Source organism: Ensifer sp. ENS02 (genome assembly GCF_014851885.1).
In the GTDB taxonomy this organism is placed as follows: domain Bacteria; phylum Pseudomonadota; class Alphaproteobacteria; order Rhizobiales; family Rhizobiaceae; genus Ensifer; species Ensifer adhaerens.
Map to the genome: position 1 here is coordinate 247,940 of NZ_JACVAO010000006.1, position 19,509 is coordinate 267,448.

A 19,509-nucleotide genomic window follows, 5' to 3' on the forward strand; every position below is an offset into this window, starting at 1 on the left:
TTGCAATCGACCGCGGCGCGAAGCGCCCGGTTCCGCAGGACGAAGAGTGGAGTTCGCACTTGCAGACCAATTTTACCGCCGAGCAGCTCGCCGATCCGCACGTGGCCGAATCCGAGGCCATTCTGCGCAAGTGCGTGCATTGCGGCTTCTGCACCGCGACCTGTCCGACCTATATTACGCTCGGCGACGAGCTCGATAGCCCGCGTGGGCGTATCTATCTCATCAAGGACATGCTGGAGAACGGCCGGGCGGCTGACAAGGAAACGGTCACCCATATCGACCGCTGTCTGTCGTGCCTCGCCTGCACCACCACCTGTCCCTCCGGCGTCGACTACATGCATCTCGTCGACCATGCCCGCGTGCATATCGAAAACACCTATCGCCGCCCGTTCAAGGACCGGCTGGCGCGTTCCGTGCTCGCAGCCGTGCTGCCCTATCCGCAGCGCTTCCGCCTGTCGCTGAAGGCAGCCGGCCTTGCCCGACCGCTCGCCGGACTGATGAAGCGCGTCGCCTTCCTGAAAACCTTTGGCGTGATGCTCGATCTGGCGCCCGCCGTCGTGGCGGAGCCCTCGGCTTCGGCCACACCCGGCGTTCATGCGCCCAAGGACAAGCGTGTCGGCCGCGTTGCGCTGCTCAGCGGCTGCGCCCAGCCCGTGCTGAAGCCGGAAATCAACGAGGCGACGATCCGGCTTCTGACACGATTTGGTGTGGAGGTGGTCGTTTCGGCTGGCGAGGGCTGCTGCGGCGCGCTGGTGCATCACATGGGCCGCGAGAACCAGGCGCTCGAAGCCGCGCGCCGCAACGTCGATGCCTGGCTCAAGGTCGCCGACGAAGGTGGACTCGACGCCATCGTCATCACCGCTTCGGGCTGCGGAACGACGATCAAGGACTACGGCCACATGCTCAGGCTCGATCCCGCCTATGCGGAAAAGGCCGCACGGGTCTCGGCGCTGGCCAAGGACATCACCGAGTATCTGGCGACCCTCGACCTGCCGGAACAGGAGGCGCGCGGCATGACGCTCGCCTACCATTCCGCCTGTTCGATGCAGCACGGCCAGAAGATCACGCTTGCGCCGAAGCAGCTTCTGAAGCGCGCCGGCTTCGTCGTGCGCGATCCGGCCGAGGGCCATCTCTGCTGCGGTTCGGCCGGTACCTACAACATCCTGCAGCCGGAAATCTCGGCCAAGCTGAAGGCGCGCAAGGTGAAGAACATCGAGGCGACGAAGCCGGATGCGATCGCGACCGGCAACATCGGCTGCATCACCCAGATCGCCAGCGGCACCAAAATCCCCATCCTGCATACGGTCGAATTGCTCGACTGGGCCTATGGCGGGGCAAAGCCTGAGGGGCTCTGAGGCAAAGCAAAAGGCCGGCCACCTTTCGGGAGCCGGCCTTTCTGGTGGGTGGAAGTTTCGGCGTCCTCAGCCGCCAAAGATCTGGCGGAAGATGTCGACGCCGCGATCGTCGAAATAGGTGTCGCCGGCCTTGCTGCCGGGGCCGATGACGATGACCTTCGTGCCGACGTCGGCGCGGTCGTAGAGATGCTCCACGTCCTCGTTCATCATGCGGATGCAGCCGGAAGACATGTTTTGGCCGATGGTCCAGGGCTGGTTGGTGCCGTGGATACGGAAGATCGTGTCGCGGCCGCCCTTGTAGAGATACATGGCGCGGGCGCCGAGCGGGTTGTCGATGCCGCCTTCCTGGGTGATCGGCAGGATGCGACCCTTGGCGGCCTCGCGGCGGCGCATTTCGGCCGGCGGCGTCCAGGTCGGCCATTCGGCCTTGCGGCCAACCTTCACGACACCCGACCAGCCGAAGCCGTCCCGGCCGACGCCGATGCCGTAGCGCGTCGCGCGGTTCGGGCCGTCGATGTAGTAGAGAAACTTGTTGTTGGTATCGACGATGATCGTGCCGGGGGCTTCGTCGGTGCGGAAGCGAACCTTGGTGCGCCAGTATTGTTTTGCCGGCTTCTTCGGAGTGGCCACGAGTACAATGTCTGACGACTGGATCTTGGGGCCTGCTACGGGCGCCGGCGTGAAAGCCGAGGCGCTGGCGGCCACAAGAATAGTGCTGGTCGCAATCGCGATTGCGACCACTTTGCTGGCATGACGCTTCATTTACGATTCCCTCTAAACCCTCGTTGCAGGCAGGCTATTCAAAACGCATCGAAGTTCAAGCCCGCGATACATCCCGTAGATCAAACGTGATCACAAAACTTGCCTGTCCTTACGCTGCTGTTGCCTGAAAATCACGCATAGGCAACAGCAACACGGGTGAGGAGAGGGGAATATTCTATGCAGTGCTGCAATTAGATGACGATAACCTTCGTCCCCACTTTCACGCGCTCGTAAAGATCGACAACGTCTTCGTTGCGCATGCGGATGCAGCCGGAGGAAACGGCATAGCCGATCGTCCAGGGCGCGTTGGTGCCGTGGATGCGGTAGAGCGTCGAGCCGAGATACATGGCGCGTGCGCCGAGCGGATTTTCCGGGCCGCCGTCCATGCGCGCCGGCAGGTAATGGCCCTTGGCCGCCTCGCGGGCGATCATCTCCTGCGGCGGCGTCCAGCTCGGCCATTCCGCCTTGCGGGTGACCTTGTGGGCGCCGGCCCATTCGAAGCCCGGCTTGCCGACACCGACGCCATAGCGCCGTGCCTCACCGTTGCCGGTCACCAGATAGAGGAAGCGGTTGTTGGTATCGATGACGATCGTGCCCGGCTTTTCCTTGCTCTCATAGGCGACCGTCTGCGGCAGGTACTGCGGGTCGAATTTCGATTTCACCGGCCGCTGGGCGCGCATGGCATTGGCCGGCTGGATCAGCGGATTGACGGCGCGGCGCTTGACCTGAGGTTTCGCGACCTGTCCCTGCTGATAGAACTGTTTTCGGGTGGCCTGCGGAATCTGCTGCCGGTAGATCACCTGCCGCGTGCGCGCCTGCTGTCCGCCGAGCTGCATCACCCAGGGGGCGGTGAGGTCGGGACTGACGACGACGGGCGGCCTGTTCTGATACCGGTCCTGTGCTCCGGCCGGGCCAGCCACGAGGGTCAGAAGAGAGGCGGCTATAAGAAGAGACTTTTTCAACATCGGACGGACTCGCTACCTTTCGCCGAAAATCACTGAAGGGGGCGCAGTCTGCCGGTGAGCGGAATGCTCGAACGGACGGGTTGCGCCTTGGCAATGGGGGCAATCGTGTCATTTGGAGGGCGACCGAATGGTAAACGGTGCCTCGTTAAAAGCCGATGGCGCCGATAAAGCTTTGGGTAGGGTTATCCGCTGCTTTAGGAATCTGGTTTGCAAATGGTAAAGGCAGGAAAATGAGCAGGATGGAGCAAAGAGGGCGATGACGGCCAAGGGCATTGTGATCGGTGAGGACGGATTTTTGCGTTGCGCCTGGCAGGGCAATCTCGACGATTATCGTCGCTACCATGACGAGGAATGGGGGCGCCCGGTCACCGACGACCGCCGGCTTTTCGAGAAGATCTGCCTGGAAGGTTTCCAGTCCGGCCTGTCCTGGCTAACGATCCTGCGCAAGCGCGAGGCGTTTCGCGCCGCCTTCGCCGGTTTCGATTTCGACGCGGTCGCAAAATTCGGCGACGCGGAAATCGAGCGTTGCCTTGCCGATACAGGCATCGTGCGTCATCGCGGCAAGATCGTCTCGACGATCAACAACGCGCGCCGCGCCCAGGAACTGAGGCAAGAGTTCGGTTCGCTGGCGGCCTATTTCTGGTCCTATGAGCCGCAGGCAGCCGAGCGTCCGCAGGTGGTGACCTATGAAGCGATCGTCGCCAATCCGACGACCCCGACCTCGACCCGCATTTCCAAGGATTTGAAGAAGCGCGGCTGGACCTTCGTCGGCCCGACGACGATCTACGCCTTCATGCAGGCCATGGGCCTCGTCAACGATCACATCGAAGGCTGCCACTGCCGCACGGTCGTCGAGGAGTTGCGTGGCAAGCTTGCAAGGCCCCAGGCCCGCGTCGCCTGATGAGTGCGCCCGTCGTCTGCCTGACGACGGGTGTTTGCCGGTGGCGTTGGGACTGCGGGTTCAGCCGCCGTTCTTGGCGAGCCACGCCTTCATCGTCCTGATCTCGCCTTCCTGCGCCTTGATGACCTCTTCGGCCAGCTTGCGCAGCGTTTCGTCCTTACCGTATTCGAGCTCCACCTTCGCCATGTCGATCGCGCCCTGATGGTGGGCGATCATGCCGCGCACGAAGTCGATGTCCGCCTTGCCGGTGTAGGTGATGTCCATGTCCTTGTGCATGCGGGCATTGGCTTCGGCGAAGGCTTTGCTCGAAGGCGAATTGTCGCCCTTCGGCATCGCGGTTTCGGTCGCTCCATGGTGCATGCTGCCGTGTCCGGACTCCTCTGCCAACGCAGGAAAGCCGAGGCAGGCGGAAAGCGCGAGGGCGGCGATCAGCGGTTTCAGCGACATGGTGTTTCCTTCCTTATCTGATGTCTCGTGCCAAGAGGCCGGCCGTGGCCGGCCTCTTGGCACTCCATCAATCTAGGGAAGGGCTGGCTGCGGATTCAACCCGTCCGTTCAGGCGTCAAGCGCCGGACGCTCGCGCGGAAAGGCGAAAATGCCCTGCAGCATGTTTTCGCCGGTGGACGCGTCGAGCGACGACCGGCCGACGCAGAAAAGCTGTGCCGCCTTCAAACTTGGCAAGCGCACGAGCGCCGTGAAGCAGAACGAAGACGGCGACGCGGTTGCCTGCTCGAGGATGTTGAGCACTGTCACGCGATCCCGGCTGTCATAGGCACGCACCAGATCGACGATGCCGCAGGAGCGGTTGGAAGCGCCGAGCAGGGCGGCGGTTCGCTCGCCCAGATGAAAGACGCCGCTGGCCAGATCGCAGCGCCATGTCTCCACGAAATAGTCGCTTTCATCGAGGTGGTCCATCCAGGCCGAATGCGCCCCGAGGTGCCCGGGTTGGATGGCTCCCGAGCCAGGTGTCATGAACCTCAACATGATGCCCTTCTTCTCGCCGCGCGGACGTGATGTCTCGTTACCGGAGACCGCCACTGCCGCAAGGCGCTTCGATGCGTTGTTTGCCATTGAAGTGTTTTCCCGATGCAGTCATTGCATCGAAAACTCGTTTGTAGGTACTCGGCCCTTGGCCGCGAAGATAGACGATCATCGGTGCAGCCGGAACGTCGTCGATCGGTCAGGCGATAAACTTTTAGTGATTGCATATCGTCTAATGCGCCTTGTGGTTGAGGTCAAGTCCTCCCCGACGCGTCGCGATGGTGCGTGTCGATCCCGATGACGCGAAGCTCACCCGTGCCAGGCTTTGACGCAAAGCGCCGGCGCATGGCCCGGGCGAACGCTTTGCGCGGTGCAAACCCTTGCCGCCCCCCACTTGATCCGATAGGGAAAGCAGCCAACAAGAGACAGTCCGGAATGCTCCCATGACCGAGAAACAGAAGAAACCGCAGAAGCTCAAGGCGCGTCTTCCGCGCGGCTTCGTCGATCGCTCCGCTGCCGATATCCGCGCGACGGACGAAATGATCGGCAAGATCCGGGCGGTCTACGAGCATTATGGTTTCGACCCGGTCGAAACACCGCTGTTCGAATACACCGATGCGCTCGGTAAGTTCCTGCCCGACAGCGACCGGCCGAACGAAGGCGTCTTCTCGCTGACCGATGACGACGATCAGTGGATGTCTCTGCGCTACGACCTGACGGCGCCGCTCGCCCGTCACGTCGCCGAGAACTTCAACGAGATCCAGCTGCCGTTCCGCACCTATCGCGCCGGCTACGTCTTCCGCAACGAGAAGCCTGGCCCGGGCCGCTTCCGCCAGTTCATGCAGTTCGATGCTGACACCGTCGGTGCCGCCGGCGTCCAGGCGGACGCCGAAATGTGCATGATGATGGCCGACACCATGGAAGCCCTTGGCATTGCGCGCGGCGACTACGTGATCCGCGTCAACAACCGCAAGGTGCTCGACGGCGTCATGGAGGCGATCGGTCTTGGCGGCGACGACAAGGTCAATGCCCGCCTGACGGTGCTGCGCGCCATCGACAAGCTCGACAAGTTCGGCCCCGAAGGCGTCAGGCTCCTGCTCGGCGAAGGCCGCAAGGACGAAAGCGGCGACTTCACAAAGGGTGCGGGCCTCAATGGCGAGCAGATCGACAAGGTCCTGTTCTTCGTCGGCATCCAGAATTATGCCGAAAGTGCCGACGAACTGGCGGCGCTCGTTTCAGGTACCGCCAAAGGCGGCGAAGGTGTCGAGGAACTCAACACCATCCGCAGCCTGGTCCTGAGCGCCGGCTACGAGGCTGACCGCATCAAGATCGACCCCTCGGTCGTGCGTGGTCTCGAATATTATACCGGCCCCGTCTTCGAGGCCGAGCTGCAGTTTGCCGTCACCAACGAGAAGGGCGAAAAGGTCGTCTTCGGTTCGGTCGGCGGTGGTGGTCGCTACGACGGTCTCGTGTCGCGTTTCATGGGTCAGCCGGTCCCGGCGACCGGTTTCTCGATCGGCGTTTCCCGCCTTATGACGGCGCTGAAGAACCTCGGCAAGCTCGGTGCATCTGACGTGCTCGCGCCTGTTGTCGTCTGCGTCATGGACCGCGACATCGAGGCGATGGGCCATTACCAGCGTTTCGTCCAGCAGCTCCGCCATGCCGGGATCCGCGCCGAAATGTACCAGGGCAACAAGAAGAACTTTGGCGATCAGCTGAAATATGCCGACCGCCGTGGTTCGCCGCTCGCCATCATCCAGGGTGGCGACGAGCGCGCCGCCGGTGTCGTGCAGATCAAGGATCTGATCGAGGGCAAGCGCCTGTCGGGTGAGATCGAGGACAATGCGGCCTGGCGCGAGGCGCGCGTGGCCCAGGTTTCCGTGCCGACGGCCGAACTGGTCGAAAAGGTGCGCGAGATGCTGGCGGCACAGGCCGAGGATCGGGCAAGGGGCTGACGACTATGGCCCTCATCAATCTGCCAGCCTTTGCCGATGCGCTGCTTGCCGACTTCGAAAGCCTCGGCGCGCTGCGTGTCGACACTCCGGTGATCCAGCCGGCCGAGCCTTTCCTCGCCATGGCCGGCGAGGATCTGCGCCGCCGCATCTTCATGACCGAGAGCGAGACCGGCGAGAGCCTGTGCCTGCGGCCGGAATTCACCATTCCCGTCTGTCTCCGCCATATCGAGGCGGTGACCGGAACGCCGAAGCGCTATGCCTATCTCGGCGAGGTCTTCCGCCAGCGCCGCGAAGGCGGCAACGAATTCTACCAGGCCGGCATCGAGGATCTTGGCGACACCGATACGGCGGCAGCCGATGCGCGCGCCGTCTCTGACGCGATGCGCATCGTCGCCAACCGGGTGCCGGACCGGTCTCTCAGCGTGACGCTTGGCGACCAGGCCGTGTTTGAAGCCGTCGTCGGCGCCTGTGGCCTGCCGGCTGGCTGGCAGAAGCGGCTGATCCACGCCTTCGGCGACCAGAAGCACCTGCAGAAGCTTCTGATCGAGCTCGCCCATCCGCGCACGGTCGGCGTCTTCGGTCCTGAAGTCGTGCGGCTGTCGATGGACGGCCTGCTCGAAGACGAGGACCGTCTCGTCGCGCATGTCGCCGCAACGATGGAAGCGACCGGCTATTCGACCAACGCTAGCCGTTCGCCGCAGGATATTGCGCGCCGGCTGAAGGAGAAGATGGAACTGGCGAACACGCGGCTCGACCGCAGGACGCTGGATCAGGTCGCCGCGTTTCTGGCGCTCGACGTGCCGCTTGCCGATGCGCCGGCCGCACTCTTCGCTTTCGCGCAGAAATCCGGCCTCAAGATCGATGACGCGCTCGCCCGTTTCGATGCCCGCGTCGCCGCCCTTGGCAAGACCGGTTCCGACATCGGCGCCATTCGTTATCGAGCGGCCTTTGGTCGTCCTCTCGACTATTATACCGGCCTGGTTTTCGAGGTTGAGCTTGCCGGAACGCATGCCGTTCTTGCCGGCGGCGGCCGCTTCGATCGGCTGCTGACCCTGCTCGGCGCCCGCGAGCATATCCCGGCCGTCGGCTTCTCGCTCTGGCTCGACCGCATCGAAAAGGCGATTGCCTCTGAAGGAGGCGCCCAATGACCATCACTATCGCCTTGCCGTCCAAGGGGCGGATGAAGGATGACGCCTCGGCGATCTTCGAACGCGCCGGCCTGAAGATCGTTGCCGTCGGCAACGACCGCTCCTATCGCGGCCGCGTCGAAGGTGCTGATGATGTAGAGATTGCGTTTCTTTCGGCGTCGGAAATCTCGCGCGAGCTCGGCAACGGCTCAATCGATTTCGGCGTAACCGGCGAAGACCTGGTGCGCGAGGGGCTTGCCAACGCCGATGCGCGCGTCGAGTTCTGCGCCCGTCTCGGCTTCGGTCATGCCGACGTCGTCGTCGCGGTGCCTGAGGTCTGGTACGACGTCGACACCATGGCCGACCTTGGCGACGTTGCCGCCGATTTCCGTGCCCGCCATGGTCGCCGTCTGGCGATCGCCACCAAGTACTGGCGGCTGACGCAGAACCATTTCTCGGGCAGCCACGGCATCCAGCTTTACCGCATCGTCGAAAGCCTCGGGGCGACCGAAGGCGCGCCGGCCTCTGGTTCCGCCGACATCATCGTCGACATCACCTCGACCGGTTCGACGTTGAAGGCAAACCACCTGAAGATACTCACCGATGGCGTGATCCTGCGTTCCGAAGCTTGCCTGGTTCGGGCGCGCAAGGCGGCTCACGACGGCGATCCGGTCGTGGCACGGATTATCGCGGCCGTTCGTAGCGTCCTTTGACGCTGCGAACGGAGCAGGCGCGGTCTTGACGATCCCGCCGGTTACAAAAATAAAGTAGGGCCCTCAAAAGGCGCGCCCTCCGCTCCTATGTAAGTGTGCGTGCGGCGTCTCTGCCGCTTCCCGCTGTTCCGTTCCAGGAGACCTTCATGGCCGATCTGTCCGCCTTTCCGATCACCAAGCGCTGGCCGGCGAAAAACCCTGATATCATCCAGCTCTATTCGCTGCCGACGCCGAACGGCGTGAAGGTTTCGATCGCGCTCGAAGAGCTGGGCCTGCCCTACGAACCGCACCGCATCGCCTTCGATACCAATGACCAGAAGTCGCCGGAGTTCGTCTCGCTCAACCCCAACGGCCGCATCCCGGCGATCATCGATCCCAACGGCCCGGATGGAAAGCCAATCGGGCTGTTCGAGTCCGGCGCGATCCTCATCTATCTCGCTGAAAAGACCGGCAAGCTGCTGCCTGCCGACGCGGCCGGCCGCTACGAAACGATCGCCTGGGTTATGTTCCAGATGGGCGGCGTCGGTCCGATGTTCGGCCAGTTCGGTCACTTCTTCAAGTTCGCCGCCGACAAGGTCGCCAACAATTCCTACCCCGTCGAGCGCTACCGTGACGAAGCCAAGCGGCTGCTCGGCGTGCTTGAAACCCGCCTTGAAGGGCGGCAATGGCTGATGGGCGACGATTACACGATCGCCGACATCGCCACCTATCCCTGGGTCGAAGGCGCGCGCAGATTCTATGGCGGTGCCGAGGTCCTGGATTACAAGAGCTTCCCCAAGGTGATGGCTTGGGTCGAGCGCGGCCTGTCGCGCCCGGCGGCTCAAAAGGGCATGGACGTGCCGCGCAAGGAATAGCAAACGGCGTGGCCTGTGCCAGAGTTGACGAAGCTCGGGCGGAAGGCTAGGCCTTGTTGTACAGATGAATAAAGGCAGGTGGGAAGCGTGTCCGGAAGGCTTGTTGTTGTCGGTGGCGGTCAGGCCGCCTTTGCTCTGGTTGCGAAGCTCCGTGCGCTCAAGGACGAGCGGCCGATCACCATCGTCGCCTCCGAAGCAAGCCTGCCCTATCAGCGCCCGCCGCTCTCCAAAAAGTATCTCCTGCGCGAGATGAGCCTCGACCGCCTGCTCTACCGGCCGGAAGCCTGGTACGGCGAGCACGCTGTCGACGTGCGCCTCGAAACGACCGTGATCGGGCTCGACCGGGCCGGCAAACACGTGACGCTCAGCGATGGCACATCGCTCGACTATGAAGTGCTGGCCTTTGCGACCGGCGCCACGCCGCGCCGGCTGCCGGCCTCGGTCGGCGGCGATCTCGAGGGTGTCTTCGTCGTTCGCGACTTCAGGGATGCCGACCGCCTTGCCGAGGAGATGAAGCCCGGCCGTCGCGCGCTCGTCATCGGCGGTGGTTACATCGGTCTTGAAGCGGCAGCCGTCGCGCGCACCTGCGGCCTGGACGTCACGGTCATCGAAATGGCCGACCGCATCCTGCAACGCGTTGCCTCCTCGGCGACGTCGGGCCTTGTACGGGAAATTCACCGTGGCCGCGGCGTCGATATCCGCGAAGGCACTGGCCTCAATCGTCTCGTCGGAGACGACGGCCGTGTCACGGCGGCAGAGCTTTCCGACGGCTCGACCCTGCCGGTCGATGTCGTCATCGTCGGCATCGGCGTGACCGCCAATGATCGCCTGGCCCACGACGCCGGGCTCGAAACCGCAAACGGCATCGTCGTCGACGCGCATGGCCGCACCTCCGATCCGGCGATCTTCGCGATGGGTGATTGCGCCGTTCTTCCCTTCGAGGATCTGCGCATCCGGCTGGAGTCGGTGCAGAATGCCGTCGATCAGGCCGAAGCGGTCGCGGCTATCCTTGCCGGCAGTGATGCCCCTTACGATCCCAAGCCCTGGTTCTGGTCGGACCAGTACGACGTCAAGCTGCAGATCGCCGGCTTCGGGCTCGGCCACGACGAAACCATCGTCAGGCTCGGCCAGCGCGAAGGCAGCGTGTCGGTCTGGTATTTCCGGCAGGGGCGCCTGGTGGCCGTCGATGCGATCAACGACGCCAAGGCCTATGTGACCGGCAAGAAGCTGCTGGAGAGCGGCATCAATCCTGACCGGGCCGTCATCGCCGATCCCCAATCCGACCTCAAGGCGCTGCTGTCGCAAGCATAGGCGGCGAACCACGCCAGGCGGCGCTTTTTGGCAGGCTGCAACTTGAAGGCGGCGTGGTTTCAAAATTCGTTAACGACGAAACTATTGTCTTGCTGGGCAATTGCCCGGCAGAGCCTCGATTTATCACTTCCTTAAATCACCTGACGCCAACACAGGCAGCTTAAGTGGAGGCGAGAGGTCTCGTTTCCCGACAGAATTTGATTTAGGCGATTGGCGATGTTCAAGGTTCTTACATGCCTGGTGGTAGAGCATAATCCCAGACTGGTCGTTTTGGCCGCACTTGTGTGCTTTCTCGCGAGTTACGGAGCAGTAACGCTGCTGCAGCGCGCCCGCGGCTCCTCGGGCAAGGCGAAAGCGATCTGGGCGACGGCCGCCGGCATCGCCAGCGGCTTCGGCATCTGGGCGACCCACTTCATCGCCATGCTCGCCTATGATCCCGGCGTCGTCCTCGGTTACCAGATGGATCTCACCGGCCTGTCGCTGGCCGTTGCCATCATCCTCACCACGACGGCCCTATTGATCGCGACCCATGTTCAGGACCGCCTCGGCTGGGTTGCTGGCGGCTTCGTTCTCGGCGGCGGCGTCGCCTGCATGCATTTTCTTGGCATGGCGGCGCTCGACGTGCCGGGCAGCATCCGCTGGAATGCGGCACTGGTCGTCGCCTCCGTGGTCGTCGGCTCGCTGTTTGACATCGCCGCTCTGCGCACGATCGCCAGTGTCGGCAAGCCGCTGAAGGCGAAGATCCTTGCCACCCTGCTGATGACGCTCGGGATCGTCGCGTTGCATTTCACCGCCATGGGCGCGGTCACGATCGAGGCCGATCTGCTGACGCCGACCCATGCGGGCATGATCCAGCCGCATCTGCTTGCCTTCGTCATCGCCGGCACCGCCTTCTTCCTGCTGTCGATGGTGCTGATCGCCGCCGGCTTCGCCCATCATGCCGAGCTTTCCGCCGCTGCTGCCGAACGGGAATTCGCCCGCTTCGTGCGCAGCGTGAAGGACTACGCGATCTATATGCTCGACACCGACGGCCGCGTCGCCAGCTGGAACGCCGGCGCCGAGGCCAACAAGGGCTATAAGGGCGAGGAAATCGTCGGCCAGAATTTCGCCTGCTTCTACTCGCAGGAGGATCAGCGCGACGGCGTACCGCAGCGGGCGCTCGAGGTCGCACTGGCCGATGGTAAGTACGAGAACGAAGGCTGGCGCTATCGCAAGGACGGATCCCGGTTCTGGGCTCACGTGGTGCTCGACCCCTTCATGGACGACGACGGCAAGCACGCCGGCTTCATCAAGATCGTCAAGGACATCACCAAGGCGAAGCTTGACGCCGACCGTATCGCCGAAGTCAGCAACAATCTCGATGTCGCGCTCGAGAACATGTCGCAGGGCATCTGCCTGTTCGACAGCAGCGACCGGCTGTTGCTCTCCAACCGTCGCTGCCGAGAGATCTTCGGTTTCTCCGAGACACTCGCCGGCAAGGGGCTGACCTTCCGCGAAATCCTCGACATCGTCTTTGCCCGCATCTACACAGATCCGGAGATGGCCCGGACCAAGGCCGAGGAGCTCTACCAGAAGCACCGGATCGAAATGGTCGGCAATGGCGGCGGCGATATCGTCGAAAAGCTCGTCAACGGCCGCTCGATCCTGACCAAGCATCGCACGCTGCCCGATGGCGGCTGGGTTAGCACCTATGAGGACATCACCGAGCGGCTCGACACCGAGGAGCAGATTACCTTCCTTGCCCGCCACGACAGCCTCACGGGGCTGCCGAACCGGCTGCAGTTCAGCAGCTATCTCGAAGAGGAGCTGGACGCGGCCGCCTGGTTCAACCGCAAGGTCGCCGTCATCGGCATCGACCTCAACAAGTTCAAGGAAGTCAACGATCTGCACGGTCACGCCGCCGGAGACTTCGTGCTGGTGACGATCGCCCAGCGCATGAAGGGCCTCCTGCAGGAAGGCGAGTTCGTGGCACGCTTCGGCGGCGACGAGTTCGCGGCGGTCAAGCGCTTCGAGGAACTCTCCGAGCTTAACGACTTCCTGCGCCGGATCGAAAAGAGCCTGCATGAGGAAATGCGCTTTGGCGATTTCGAGCTCAAGTCCGGCGGCAGCATGGGTGTCGCGATCTATCCGCAGGATGCCGAGACGGCCGACACGCTGATCAACAATGCCGACCTTGCGATGTACCGGGCGAAGGCCGCCCTCAACCAGACCGTCTGCTTCTACGAGGTGTCGATGGATGAAGCTGCCCGCCAGCGGCGCGCGCTTGCCAACGATCTCTGGGACGCGGTCGAGAAGAAGCAGCTTGCCTTGCACTACCAGGTGCAGAAGTCTGTGATGAGCGGCGCCGTCATCGGCTACGAGGTGCTCCTGCGCTGGAGCCATCCGGAACGCGGCATGGTGCCTCCGAGCGAATTCATCCCGCTTGCCGAGGAATGCGGCGCGATCCTGCCGATCGGCGAATGGGTGCTGCGCGAGGCCTGCCGCGAGGCGGCGGGCTGGGAGAGCAGTCATAAGATTGCCGTCAACCTTTCGCCGGTCCAGCTTGCCAACGGCGACATCGTCAGCCTGGTTCAGGACGTGCTTGCCGACACGGGTCTCGACCCGAACCGGCTGGAGCTCGAAATCACGGAATCGACGATCATCGACGACAAGGAGCGGGCGCTGCTGACGCTGCGCCAGATCAAGGAACTGGGCGTCACCATCGCGATCGACGACTTCGGGACCGGCTATTCGTCGCTCGAGACGCTGCGCTCCTTCCCCTTCGACAAGATCAAGCTCGACCGGAGCTTCATGTGGGAAGTGGAAGGCAGTCCGCAGGCCAAGGCGATCGTGCGCGCCATTCTTGCGCTCGGCCAGAGCCTGTCCGTGCCTGTCCTTGCCGAAGGCGTCGAAACGCAGAAGCAGCTCGATATCCTGCAAGCCGAGGGCTGCGACGAGGCGCAGGGCTATCTGCTTGGTCGCCCGGCGCCGATCACGGTGCTCTTCACGGACAAGGACGACGCGGCGGCAGCCTGAGCCGTACGTCCGCGTCTCTGCCGCACACCTTCACCGCAATCGCCCATGGGGCGATTGCGGCGGCCATATGTGATCGAGGGTTCTCTACACTCGGGCCCGTGCGCGGGCAGGGGCGGGCTTACTGGCGCAGCAGTGCGCGACCCGCGACTTCCACGAGAAAGCGTGGAAAGAAAAAGATGCCGGTGATCATGCCGGAATAGCGCTGTTCGAGGCCGGAGGATTCTCCGATGCAGAACAGCGGCTGCTTCTGGCCGGACTCCTCCAGCGCGATCGTCGTCGAAAAGCAGAAAGACGAGCAGCTCGTTGCCGCCTGTTCGAACAGTTCGAGCACGTGATTGCGATCGGCCGGATCGTAGCAGCGAACGAAGTTCAGAAGGCCGCACTCGCCGTCACGCAGGCCATGGATCGCGGCCGCCTTCTCGCCGAGCCGGAACAGGCCCGTCGACAGGTCGCCGGACCACCCCTCCGAGACGCAAAACTGCTCCATGAATTCATGATGCGGTAGGCCCGGATGCAGATGTCCCGAAGAGCCGAGGGGAGCGGAATTTGCTCTGGTGATCTTAAACACGGTCTACCCCAGCAGAGTTCCCGGAGCTGCCTTTGGCGCTCCAGGGAAACGCGTCCCAATGTGCAAACTGCGTCCGACATGACCAATACGAGAGCGCACGCCACGTGATGTGGGTGTTTTCTCAAGTAGAAAGGTCTATAGATAGTAGTGGATCTCGCCGGCGAACTTATTTCGAAGGAGAGTGTCGGCTTAATTTGCGATTAAATGCTTTTATTCTTTAGGTATAGTCTCGAAGAATTACCGGATGGGCAGCGAATACGAAAAAGCCCCGGCGATTGCCTGTCTGCCTTAAGTGTGCCGCCCAGTCTCCCCTCAATCTTCGCTCACTTGGGGCGCTGTTATAGTTCGTTTTTTTTCGACTTCAACGGTTTTTTGAAGCCTGACTACAACCGATGGGTTTTTTCCTGCCGACTGTTCGGCAGATGCTCTCCGGCGATGAGTGGCATTGATAAAAAACAAGAAAGGCGACCCGAAGGCCGCCTTTCCGATCCGGATGGATCCTTGCAATAAGGCTTTCGCCATTATCACATCATGTCCATGCCGCCCGTTCAGCGCGCTTGACGCGCTGAACCACTTTAAGTGCATGGGCGAAGCTTTATGGACGATGCTGCGATAAGGCTGTCGCCATTATCACATCATGTCCATGCCGCCCATGCCGCCCATGCCGCCAGGCATGCCAGCCGGGGCGTCCTTCTTCGGCAGTTCGGCGATCATGGCTTCCGTCGTGACGAGGAGGCCGGCAACCGAAGCAGCGTCCTGAAGGGCGGTGCGAACGACCTTGACCGGGTCGATGATGCCCATCGAGATCATGTCGCCGTATTCGCCGGTCTGGGCGTTGTAGCCGAAGTTGTCCTGGTCCTTGTCGAGGATCTTGCCGACAACGATGGAGGCTTCGTCACCAGCGTTCTCAGCGATCTGGCGGGCCGGAGCCTGCAGAGCGCGACGAACGATGTTGATGCCGGCTTCCTGGTCGTCGTTTGCACCCTTGACGGTGATCTTGACGGAAGAACGCAGCAGGGCAACGCCGCCGCCCGGTACGATGCCTTCCTGAACAGCAGCGCGCGTCGCGTTGAGAGCGTCGTCGATGCGGTCCTTCTTTTCCTTCACTTCGACTTCCGTCGAGCCGCCAACGCGGATCACGGCAACGCCGCCAGCGAGCTTGGCAAGACGTTCCTGCAGCTTTTCGCGGTCGTAGTCGGAGGTGGTGTCTTCGATCTGGGCCTTGATCTGGGCAACGCGGCCTTCGATGTCGGCCTTCTGGCCGGCGCCGTCGACGATCGTCGTGTTTTCCTTGGAGATCGAAACCTTCTTCGCACGGCCGAGCATGTCGAGCGTCACGTTTTCGAGCTTGATGCCGAGGTCTTCGGAGATCACGGTGCCGCCCGTCAGGATGGCGATGTCTTCGAGCATGGCCTTGCGGCGATCGCCGAAGCCCGGAGCCTTGACGGCAGCGATCTTCAGGCCGCCACGCAGCTTGTTGACGACGAGCGTTGCAAGAGCTTCGCCTTCGACGTCTTCAGCGATGATGAGGAGCGGCTTGCCGGTCTGAACGACAGCTTCGAGAACCGGGAGCATGGCCTGGAGGTTCGAGAGCTTCTTCTCGTGAAGGAGAACGAAGACGTCGTCGAGGTCAGCGACCATCTTTTCCGGGTTGGTGACGAAGTAGGGCGACAGGTAGCCGCGGTCGAACTGCATGCCTTCGACGACTTCGAGTTCCGTTTCGGCGGTCTTGGCTTCTTCAACCGTGATGACGCCTTCGTTGCCGACCTTCTGCATCGCTTCAGCGATGTCGAGGCCGATCTGACGCTCGCCGTTGGCCGAGATCGTGCCGACCTGTGCAACTTCTTCCGAAGTGTTGATCTTCTTGGCCTTGGCCTGGAGATCCTTGACGACTTCGGTGACAGCGAGGTCGATACCACGCTTCAGGTCCATCGGGTTCATGCCGGCAGCAACAGCCTTTGCGCCTTCGCGAACGATCGCCTGGGCAAGAACGGTTGCAGTCGTGGTGCCGTCGCCGGCGATGTCGTTGGTCTTCGAAGCAACTTCGCGGACCATCTGGGCGCCCATGTTTTCGAACTTGTCTTCGAGTTCGATTTCCTTGGCGACCGATACGCCGTCCTTGGTGATGCGCGGAGCGCCGAAGGACTTGTCGATGATGACGTTACGACCCTTCGGGCCGAGCGTGACCTTTACGGCGTCAGCGAGGATGTCGACGCCACGCAGCATCTTTTCGCGCGCGGTGCGGCCGAACTTGATTTCTTTTGCAGCCATTAGAGAAAACTCCCGGGCTCATTGCCCATTGGTTGTCATAAAAAGGGGTGGACGCCGGCTGATCAGCCGATGATGCCCATGATGTCGGCTTCCTTCATGATCAGAAGGTCTTCGCCGTTGATCTTGACTTCGGTGCCCGACCACTTGCCGAACAGAACGCGGTCGCCAGCCTTGACGTCGAGGGCAACGACCTTGCCGCTTTCGTCACGGGCGCCCGAACCGACGGCGACGATTTCGCCTTCCTGCGGCTTTTCCTTGGCGGTGTCCGGAATGATGATGCCGCCCTTGGTCTTCTCTTCAGACTCAACGCGGCGAACGACGACGCGGTCGTGCAGCGGGCGGAAGTTGGTGCTTGCCATTAGTCTAATCCCTCGATCAAATGACATTACGGATCGCTGATCGACCCGATGGATGGGTGTTAGCACTCTCATTTATCGAGTGCTAGCGATGCCGAGATAAGCTTGGGTATGGGGTGAGTCAAGGATCGGCGCCTAGATTTTTTGCTGACGGCAGGTGCCCTGGACGGGCGCGGCAGGCGCGGGCACAGGCAGCCTAGCCCCATTCTTGGCGAAATGTGGGCGATCGCGTCGATGAGTGGCATGGGCGGGATTTTGACGGTTGATAACCACGACAATGTGCTTCTGCGCGGCGGGCCGCACCTGCAGTGCATTTTTCCTGGTTCTCGAGACCGCCGGAATCCTTGGGAGGGTGCGCCTTTTTCGGGAGACGAGACTTGTAATCTCCTGCCTTCCTTGCCATGCAAGCCGGAAACCGTGTTTGCAGGAAGCCAGGATGGCCGCAAGGATCAACAGTTTTCGCGAAATCGCCAAGCGCTACGATGTCGTTTTATGTGACGTCTGGGGCGTGCTTCACAACGGCGTGCAGGCTTTCGCCTCCGCCTGTGAAGCATTGGCCGAGGCGCGCGCCGCCGGACTGACCGTCGTGCTCATCACCAATTCGCCGCGCCCGAGCCCGATGGTGAAGGTGCAGATCCGCAGTCTCGGCGTGCCCGACGAAGCCTATGACCGGATCGTCACTTCGGGCGACGTGACCCGGGCGCTGATCGCTGCCGCCGACAAGAAGATCTTCTTCATCGGCGCCGAGCGCGACCTGCCCCTGCTCGAGGGGCTGGGGACGCAGATCGTTTCCTCGGAAGATGCCGAGACGGTCGTCTGCGCCGGCTTCTATGACGACGAGACCGAAACGCCCGAGCATTACCGCGCGACCCTGACGGGCCTTGCCAAGCGCAAGATCCCGTTCATCTGCGCCAACCCGGACCTCGTCGTCGAGCGTGGTCACCGGCTGATCCCCTGCGCCGGTGCGATTGCCAAGCTTTACGAAGAGCTGGGTGGCGAGGCGCGCATCGCCGGCAAACCCTATATCGCGATCTATCGCGCCGCCCTGGGCGAGGCGAAGGCCGCACGCGGAGCGATTGACCTGACCCGTGTCATCGCCGTCGGCGACGGCATGCCGACTGACGTCAAGGGCGCGCAGGACGCGGGCCTGGATCTGCTCTATATCAGCGCCGGTATCCACGCCCAGGAATACATGAACGAAAGCCGGACCGACGAGGCGAAGCTTGCCGCCTTCCTCAAGAAGGAGGGCGCCTCGCCGAAATACTGGATGCCACGGCTCGCCTGACGGGAAGACGGAGATGACGGTTTTTCATCGCAACGAGACCCGTGATCCGCTTCCGGAGCACTTGCGCGGCGGTGTCGTCGCCATCGGCAATTTCGATGGCGTTCACCGCGGCCACCAGTCGGTCCTTAACCGGGCGCTGGAGGAGGCCAAGTCGCGCGGCGTGCCGGCGCTCGTGCTCACCTTCGAGCCGCATCCGCGAACCGTTTTTCGCCCGGACACTCCAGTCTTCCGGCTGACGCCGGCGCCGCTGAAGGCCCGCATCCTCGAAGGCATGGGCTTCGGCGCCGTCATCGAATATCCCTTCGACCGTACCTTCTCTCAGCTTTCCGCCTCGGATTTCATCCACCGCATCCTGCTTGAATGGCTGCATGCCTCGCATGTGGTGACCGGTTTCGACTTTCATTTCGGCAAGGGCCGCGAAGGCGGGCCTGCCTTTCTGATGGCGGCAGGCGGCGACAACGGGTTTGGTGTGACGCTGGTCGATGCCTTCCGTGATGAAAATGCATCCGTCATCTCGTCGAGCTATGTCCGCGCGCTGCTCGGCGAAGGCGATGTCGCCCAGGCCGCGGGCATGCTCGGCTACCGTTATCTCGTCGAAGCCGAGGTGATCGGCGGCAAGAAGCTCGGTCGCGAACTCGGTTTCCCCACCGCCAACATGCGGCTTGCACCCGAGGTGGAACTCCGACCCGGCATCTACGCCGTGCGCTTCCGTCGTCCCGACGGCTCGCTTTACGACGGGGTCGCCAGTTTCGGGCGCCGGCCGACGGTCGACAGCGACGGCGAACCGCTGCTCGAGACCTTCGTCTTCGACTTCTCCGGCGATCTCTATGGCGAAGTCTGCGCCGTGACTTTCTTCGGTCACCTGCGCGACGAATTGAAATTCGATGGCCTCGATCCGCTGGTGGCGCAGATCCGGCAGGACGAGGCCGAGGCCCGCGCGCTGCTTTCCGGCGTCACGCCACTCGGTGACATCGACCGCAAGCTCAACTTCGCCCGATAAAAGATTTCGGTCTTCGCGCGGCGGCGGACCTTTTCAAAAGGCCGAAAACGCCTTAAACAACCGGCCACCATGACCCGGCACCGTCGATTG

General features: G+C 62.5%; 17 protein-coding genes. 10 read left to right on the forward strand and 7 right to left on the reverse strand.

Annotated elements, in window-relative coordinates; genetic code table 11:
- Positions 1-59: 59 nt before the first annotated feature.
- The gene (gene glcF / locus IB262_RS14900; RefSeq protein WP_192493681.1) at positions 60-1,355 is read left to right on the forward strand and encodes a glycolate oxidase subunit GlcF; all 1,296 of its coding nucleotides are present in this window, start codon (positions 60-62) and stop codon (positions 1,353-1,355) included.
- Positions 1,356-1,421: 66 nt separating this feature from the next.
- Here glcF and IB262_RS14905 read toward each other — a convergent pair whose 3' ends face one another.
- On the reverse strand, positions 1,422-2,117 hold the full coding sequence (locus tag IB262_RS14905; RefSeq protein WP_034800943.1) for a L,D-transpeptidase: 696 nt from the start codon (positions 2,115-2,117) through the stop codon (positions 1,422-1,424).
- Positions 2,118-2,308: 191 nt separating this feature from the next.
- Entirely contained in the window at positions 2,309-3,082 is a 774-nt protein-coding gene (locus tag IB262_RS14910; RefSeq protein ID WP_110818511.1) for a L,D-transpeptidase, read from the reverse strand.
- Positions 3,083-3,338: 256 nt separating this feature from the next.
- Between IB262_RS14910 and IB262_RS14915 the strand changes: the two genes are divergently transcribed.
- Positions 3,339-3,983 carry a DNA-3-methyladenine glycosylase I gene (locus IB262_RS14915; protein ID WP_060602071.1) on the forward strand — a complete coding sequence of 215 codons (645 nt, stop codon included), beginning with the start codon at positions 3,339-3,341 and terminating at the stop codon, positions 3,981-3,983.
- Between the two features lie 60 nt (positions 3,984-4,043).
- Here the strand turns inward: IB262_RS14915 and IB262_RS14920 are convergent, their stop codons facing one another.
- A complete protein-coding gene (locus tag IB262_RS14920) occupies positions 4,044-4,430 on the reverse strand; it encodes a DUF305 domain-containing protein (RefSeq protein WP_034800951.1) in 387 nt (128 codons plus the stop codon).
- 108 nt (positions 4,431-4,538) lie between these two features.
- On the reverse strand, positions 4,539-4,967 hold the full coding sequence (locus tag IB262_RS14925) for a hypothetical protein (RefSeq protein ID WP_034801425.1): 429 nt from the start codon (positions 4,965-4,967) through the stop codon (positions 4,539-4,541).
- A gap of 440 nt (positions 4,968-5,407) precedes the next feature.
- Here IB262_RS14925 and hisS point away from each other — a divergent pair, with 440 nt between their 5' ends.
- The 6 genes from hisS to IB262_RS14955 all read left to right on the forward strand — a co-directional run bounded on the left by hisS (position 5,408) and on the right by IB262_RS14955 (position 13,939).
- On the forward strand, positions 5,408-6,919 hold the full coding sequence (hisS, locus tag IB262_RS14930) for a histidine--tRNA ligase (protein WP_060584058.1): 1,512 nt from the start codon (positions 5,408-5,410) through the stop codon (positions 6,917-6,919).
- 5 nt (positions 6,920-6,924) lie between these two features.
- Positions 6,925-8,067, forward strand: a complete 1,143-nt coding sequence (locus IB262_RS14935; protein WP_110818510.1) for an ATP phosphoribosyltransferase regulatory subunit — start codon at positions 6,925-6,927, stop codon at positions 8,065-8,067.
- Positions 8,064-8,759 (forward strand): ATP phosphoribosyltransferase, encoded by a 696-nt coding sequence (gene hisG, locus IB262_RS14940; RefSeq protein ID WP_043618363.1) that lies wholly within the window; start codon positions 8,064-8,066, stop codon positions 8,757-8,759. The genes IB262_RS14935 and hisG overlap by 4 nt, the downstream gene beginning before the upstream one ends.
- 146 nt (positions 8,760-8,905) lie before the next feature.
- Complete coding sequence (locus tag IB262_RS14945; protein ID WP_060584061.1) at positions 8,906-9,613, forward strand: glutathione binding-like protein; 708 nt, start codon at positions 8,906-8,908, stop codon at positions 9,611-9,613.
- An 87-nt stretch (positions 9,614-9,700) separates the two neighbouring features.
- A complete protein-coding gene (locus IB262_RS14950; protein ID WP_192370685.1) occupies positions 9,701-10,924 on the forward strand; it encodes an FAD-dependent oxidoreductase in 1,224 nt (407 codons plus the stop codon).
- A gap of 216 nt (positions 10,925-11,140) precedes the next feature.
- The gene (locus IB262_RS14955; RefSeq protein ID WP_192370687.1) at positions 11,141-13,939 is read left to right on the forward strand and encodes an EAL domain-containing protein; all 2,799 of its coding nucleotides are present in this window, start codon (positions 11,141-11,143) and stop codon (positions 13,937-13,939) included.
- A gap of 118 nt (positions 13,940-14,057) precedes the next feature.
- On the opposite strand, the gene IB262_RS14960 is transcribed toward IB262_RS14955, so the two are convergent.
- The 3 genes from IB262_RS14960 to groES all read right to left on the reverse strand — a co-directional run bounded on the left by IB262_RS14960 (position 14,058) and on the right by groES (position 17,137).
- Positions 14,058-14,507 (reverse strand): hypothetical protein, encoded by a 450-nt coding sequence (locus IB262_RS14960; protein ID WP_034800963.1) that lies wholly within the window; start codon positions 14,505-14,507, stop codon positions 14,058-14,060.
- A 630-nt stretch (positions 14,508-15,137) separates the two neighbouring features.
- Positions 15,138-16,778, reverse strand: a complete 1,641-nt coding sequence (gene groL / locus IB262_RS14965; protein WP_034800965.1) for a chaperonin GroEL — start codon at positions 16,776-16,778, stop codon at positions 15,138-15,140.
- A 62-nt stretch (positions 16,779-16,840) separates the two neighbouring features.
- A complete protein-coding gene (gene groES, locus IB262_RS14970; RefSeq protein WP_004675403.1) occupies positions 16,841-17,137 on the reverse strand; it encodes a co-chaperone GroES in 297 nt (98 codons plus the stop codon).
- A 433-nt stretch (positions 17,138-17,570) separates the two neighbouring features.
- Between groES and IB262_RS14975 the strand changes: the two genes are divergently transcribed.
- Positions 17,571-18,419 carry a TIGR01459 family HAD-type hydrolase gene (locus IB262_RS14975; protein ID WP_034800971.1) on the forward strand — a complete coding sequence of 283 codons (849 nt, stop codon included), beginning with the start codon at positions 17,571-17,573 and terminating at the stop codon, positions 18,417-18,419.
- A gap of 13 nt (positions 18,420-18,432) precedes the next feature.
- A complete protein-coding gene (locus IB262_RS14980; protein WP_034800973.1) occupies positions 18,433-19,419 on the forward strand; it encodes a bifunctional riboflavin kinase/FAD synthetase in 987 nt (328 codons plus the stop codon).
- The last annotated feature ends 90 nt before the right edge of the window (positions 19,420-19,509 follow it).

What these genes read in the sequence shown, in the direction of transcription:
- IB262_RS14905 (WP_034800943.1), bottom strand. Translation starts at nt 2,117, where the DNA reads ATGAAGCGTCATGCCAGCAAAGTGGTCGCAATCGCGATTGCGACCAGC.
- IB262_RS14910 (WP_110818511.1), bottom strand. Translation starts at nt 3,082, where the DNA reads ATGTTGAAAAAGTCTCTTCTTATAGCCGCCTCTCTTCTGACCCTCGTG.
- IB262_RS14915 (WP_060602071.1), top strand. Translation starts at nt 3,339, where the DNA reads ATGACGGCCAAGGGCATTGTGATCGGTGAGGACGGATTTTTGCGTTGC.
- IB262_RS14920 (WP_034800951.1), bottom strand. Translation starts at nt 4,430, where the DNA reads ATGTCGCTGAAACCGCTGATCGCCGCCCTCGCGCTTTCCGCCTGCCTC.
- IB262_RS14925 (WP_034801425.1), bottom strand. Translation starts at nt 4,967, where the DNA reads ATGTTGAGGTTCATGACACCTGGCTCGGGAGCCATCCAACCCGGGCAC.
- hisS (WP_060584058.1), top strand. Translation starts at nt 5,408, where the DNA reads ATGACCGAGAAACAGAAGAAACCGCAGAAGCTCAAGGCGCGTCTTCCG.
- IB262_RS14935 (WP_110818510.1), top strand. Translation starts at nt 6,925, where the DNA reads ATGGCCCTCATCAATCTGCCAGCCTTTGCCGATGCGCTGCTTGCCGAC.
- hisG (WP_043618363.1), top strand. Translation starts at nt 8,064, where the DNA reads ATGACCATCACTATCGCCTTGCCGTCCAAGGGGCGGATGAAGGATGAC.
- IB262_RS14945 (WP_060584061.1), top strand. Translation starts at nt 8,906, where the DNA reads ATGGCCGATCTGTCCGCCTTTCCGATCACCAAGCGCTGGCCGGCGAAA.
- IB262_RS14955 (WP_192370687.1), top strand. Translation starts at nt 11,141, where the DNA reads ATGTTCAAGGTTCTTACATGCCTGGTGGTAGAGCATAATCCCAGACTG.
- groL (WP_034800965.1), bottom strand. Translation starts at nt 16,778, where the DNA reads ATGGCTGCAAAAGAAATCAAGTTCGGCCGCACCGCGCGCGAAAAGATG.
- groES (WP_004675403.1), bottom strand. Translation starts at nt 17,137, where the DNA reads ATGGCAAGCACCAACTTCCGCCCGCTGCACGACCGCGTCGTCGTTCGC.
- IB262_RS14975 (WP_034800971.1), top strand. Translation starts at nt 17,571, where the DNA reads ATGGCCGCAAGGATCAACAGTTTTCGCGAAATCGCCAAGCGCTACGAT.
- IB262_RS14980 (WP_034800973.1), top strand. Translation starts at nt 18,433, where the DNA reads ATGACGGTTTTTCATCGCAACGAGACCCGTGATCCGCTTCCGGAGCAC.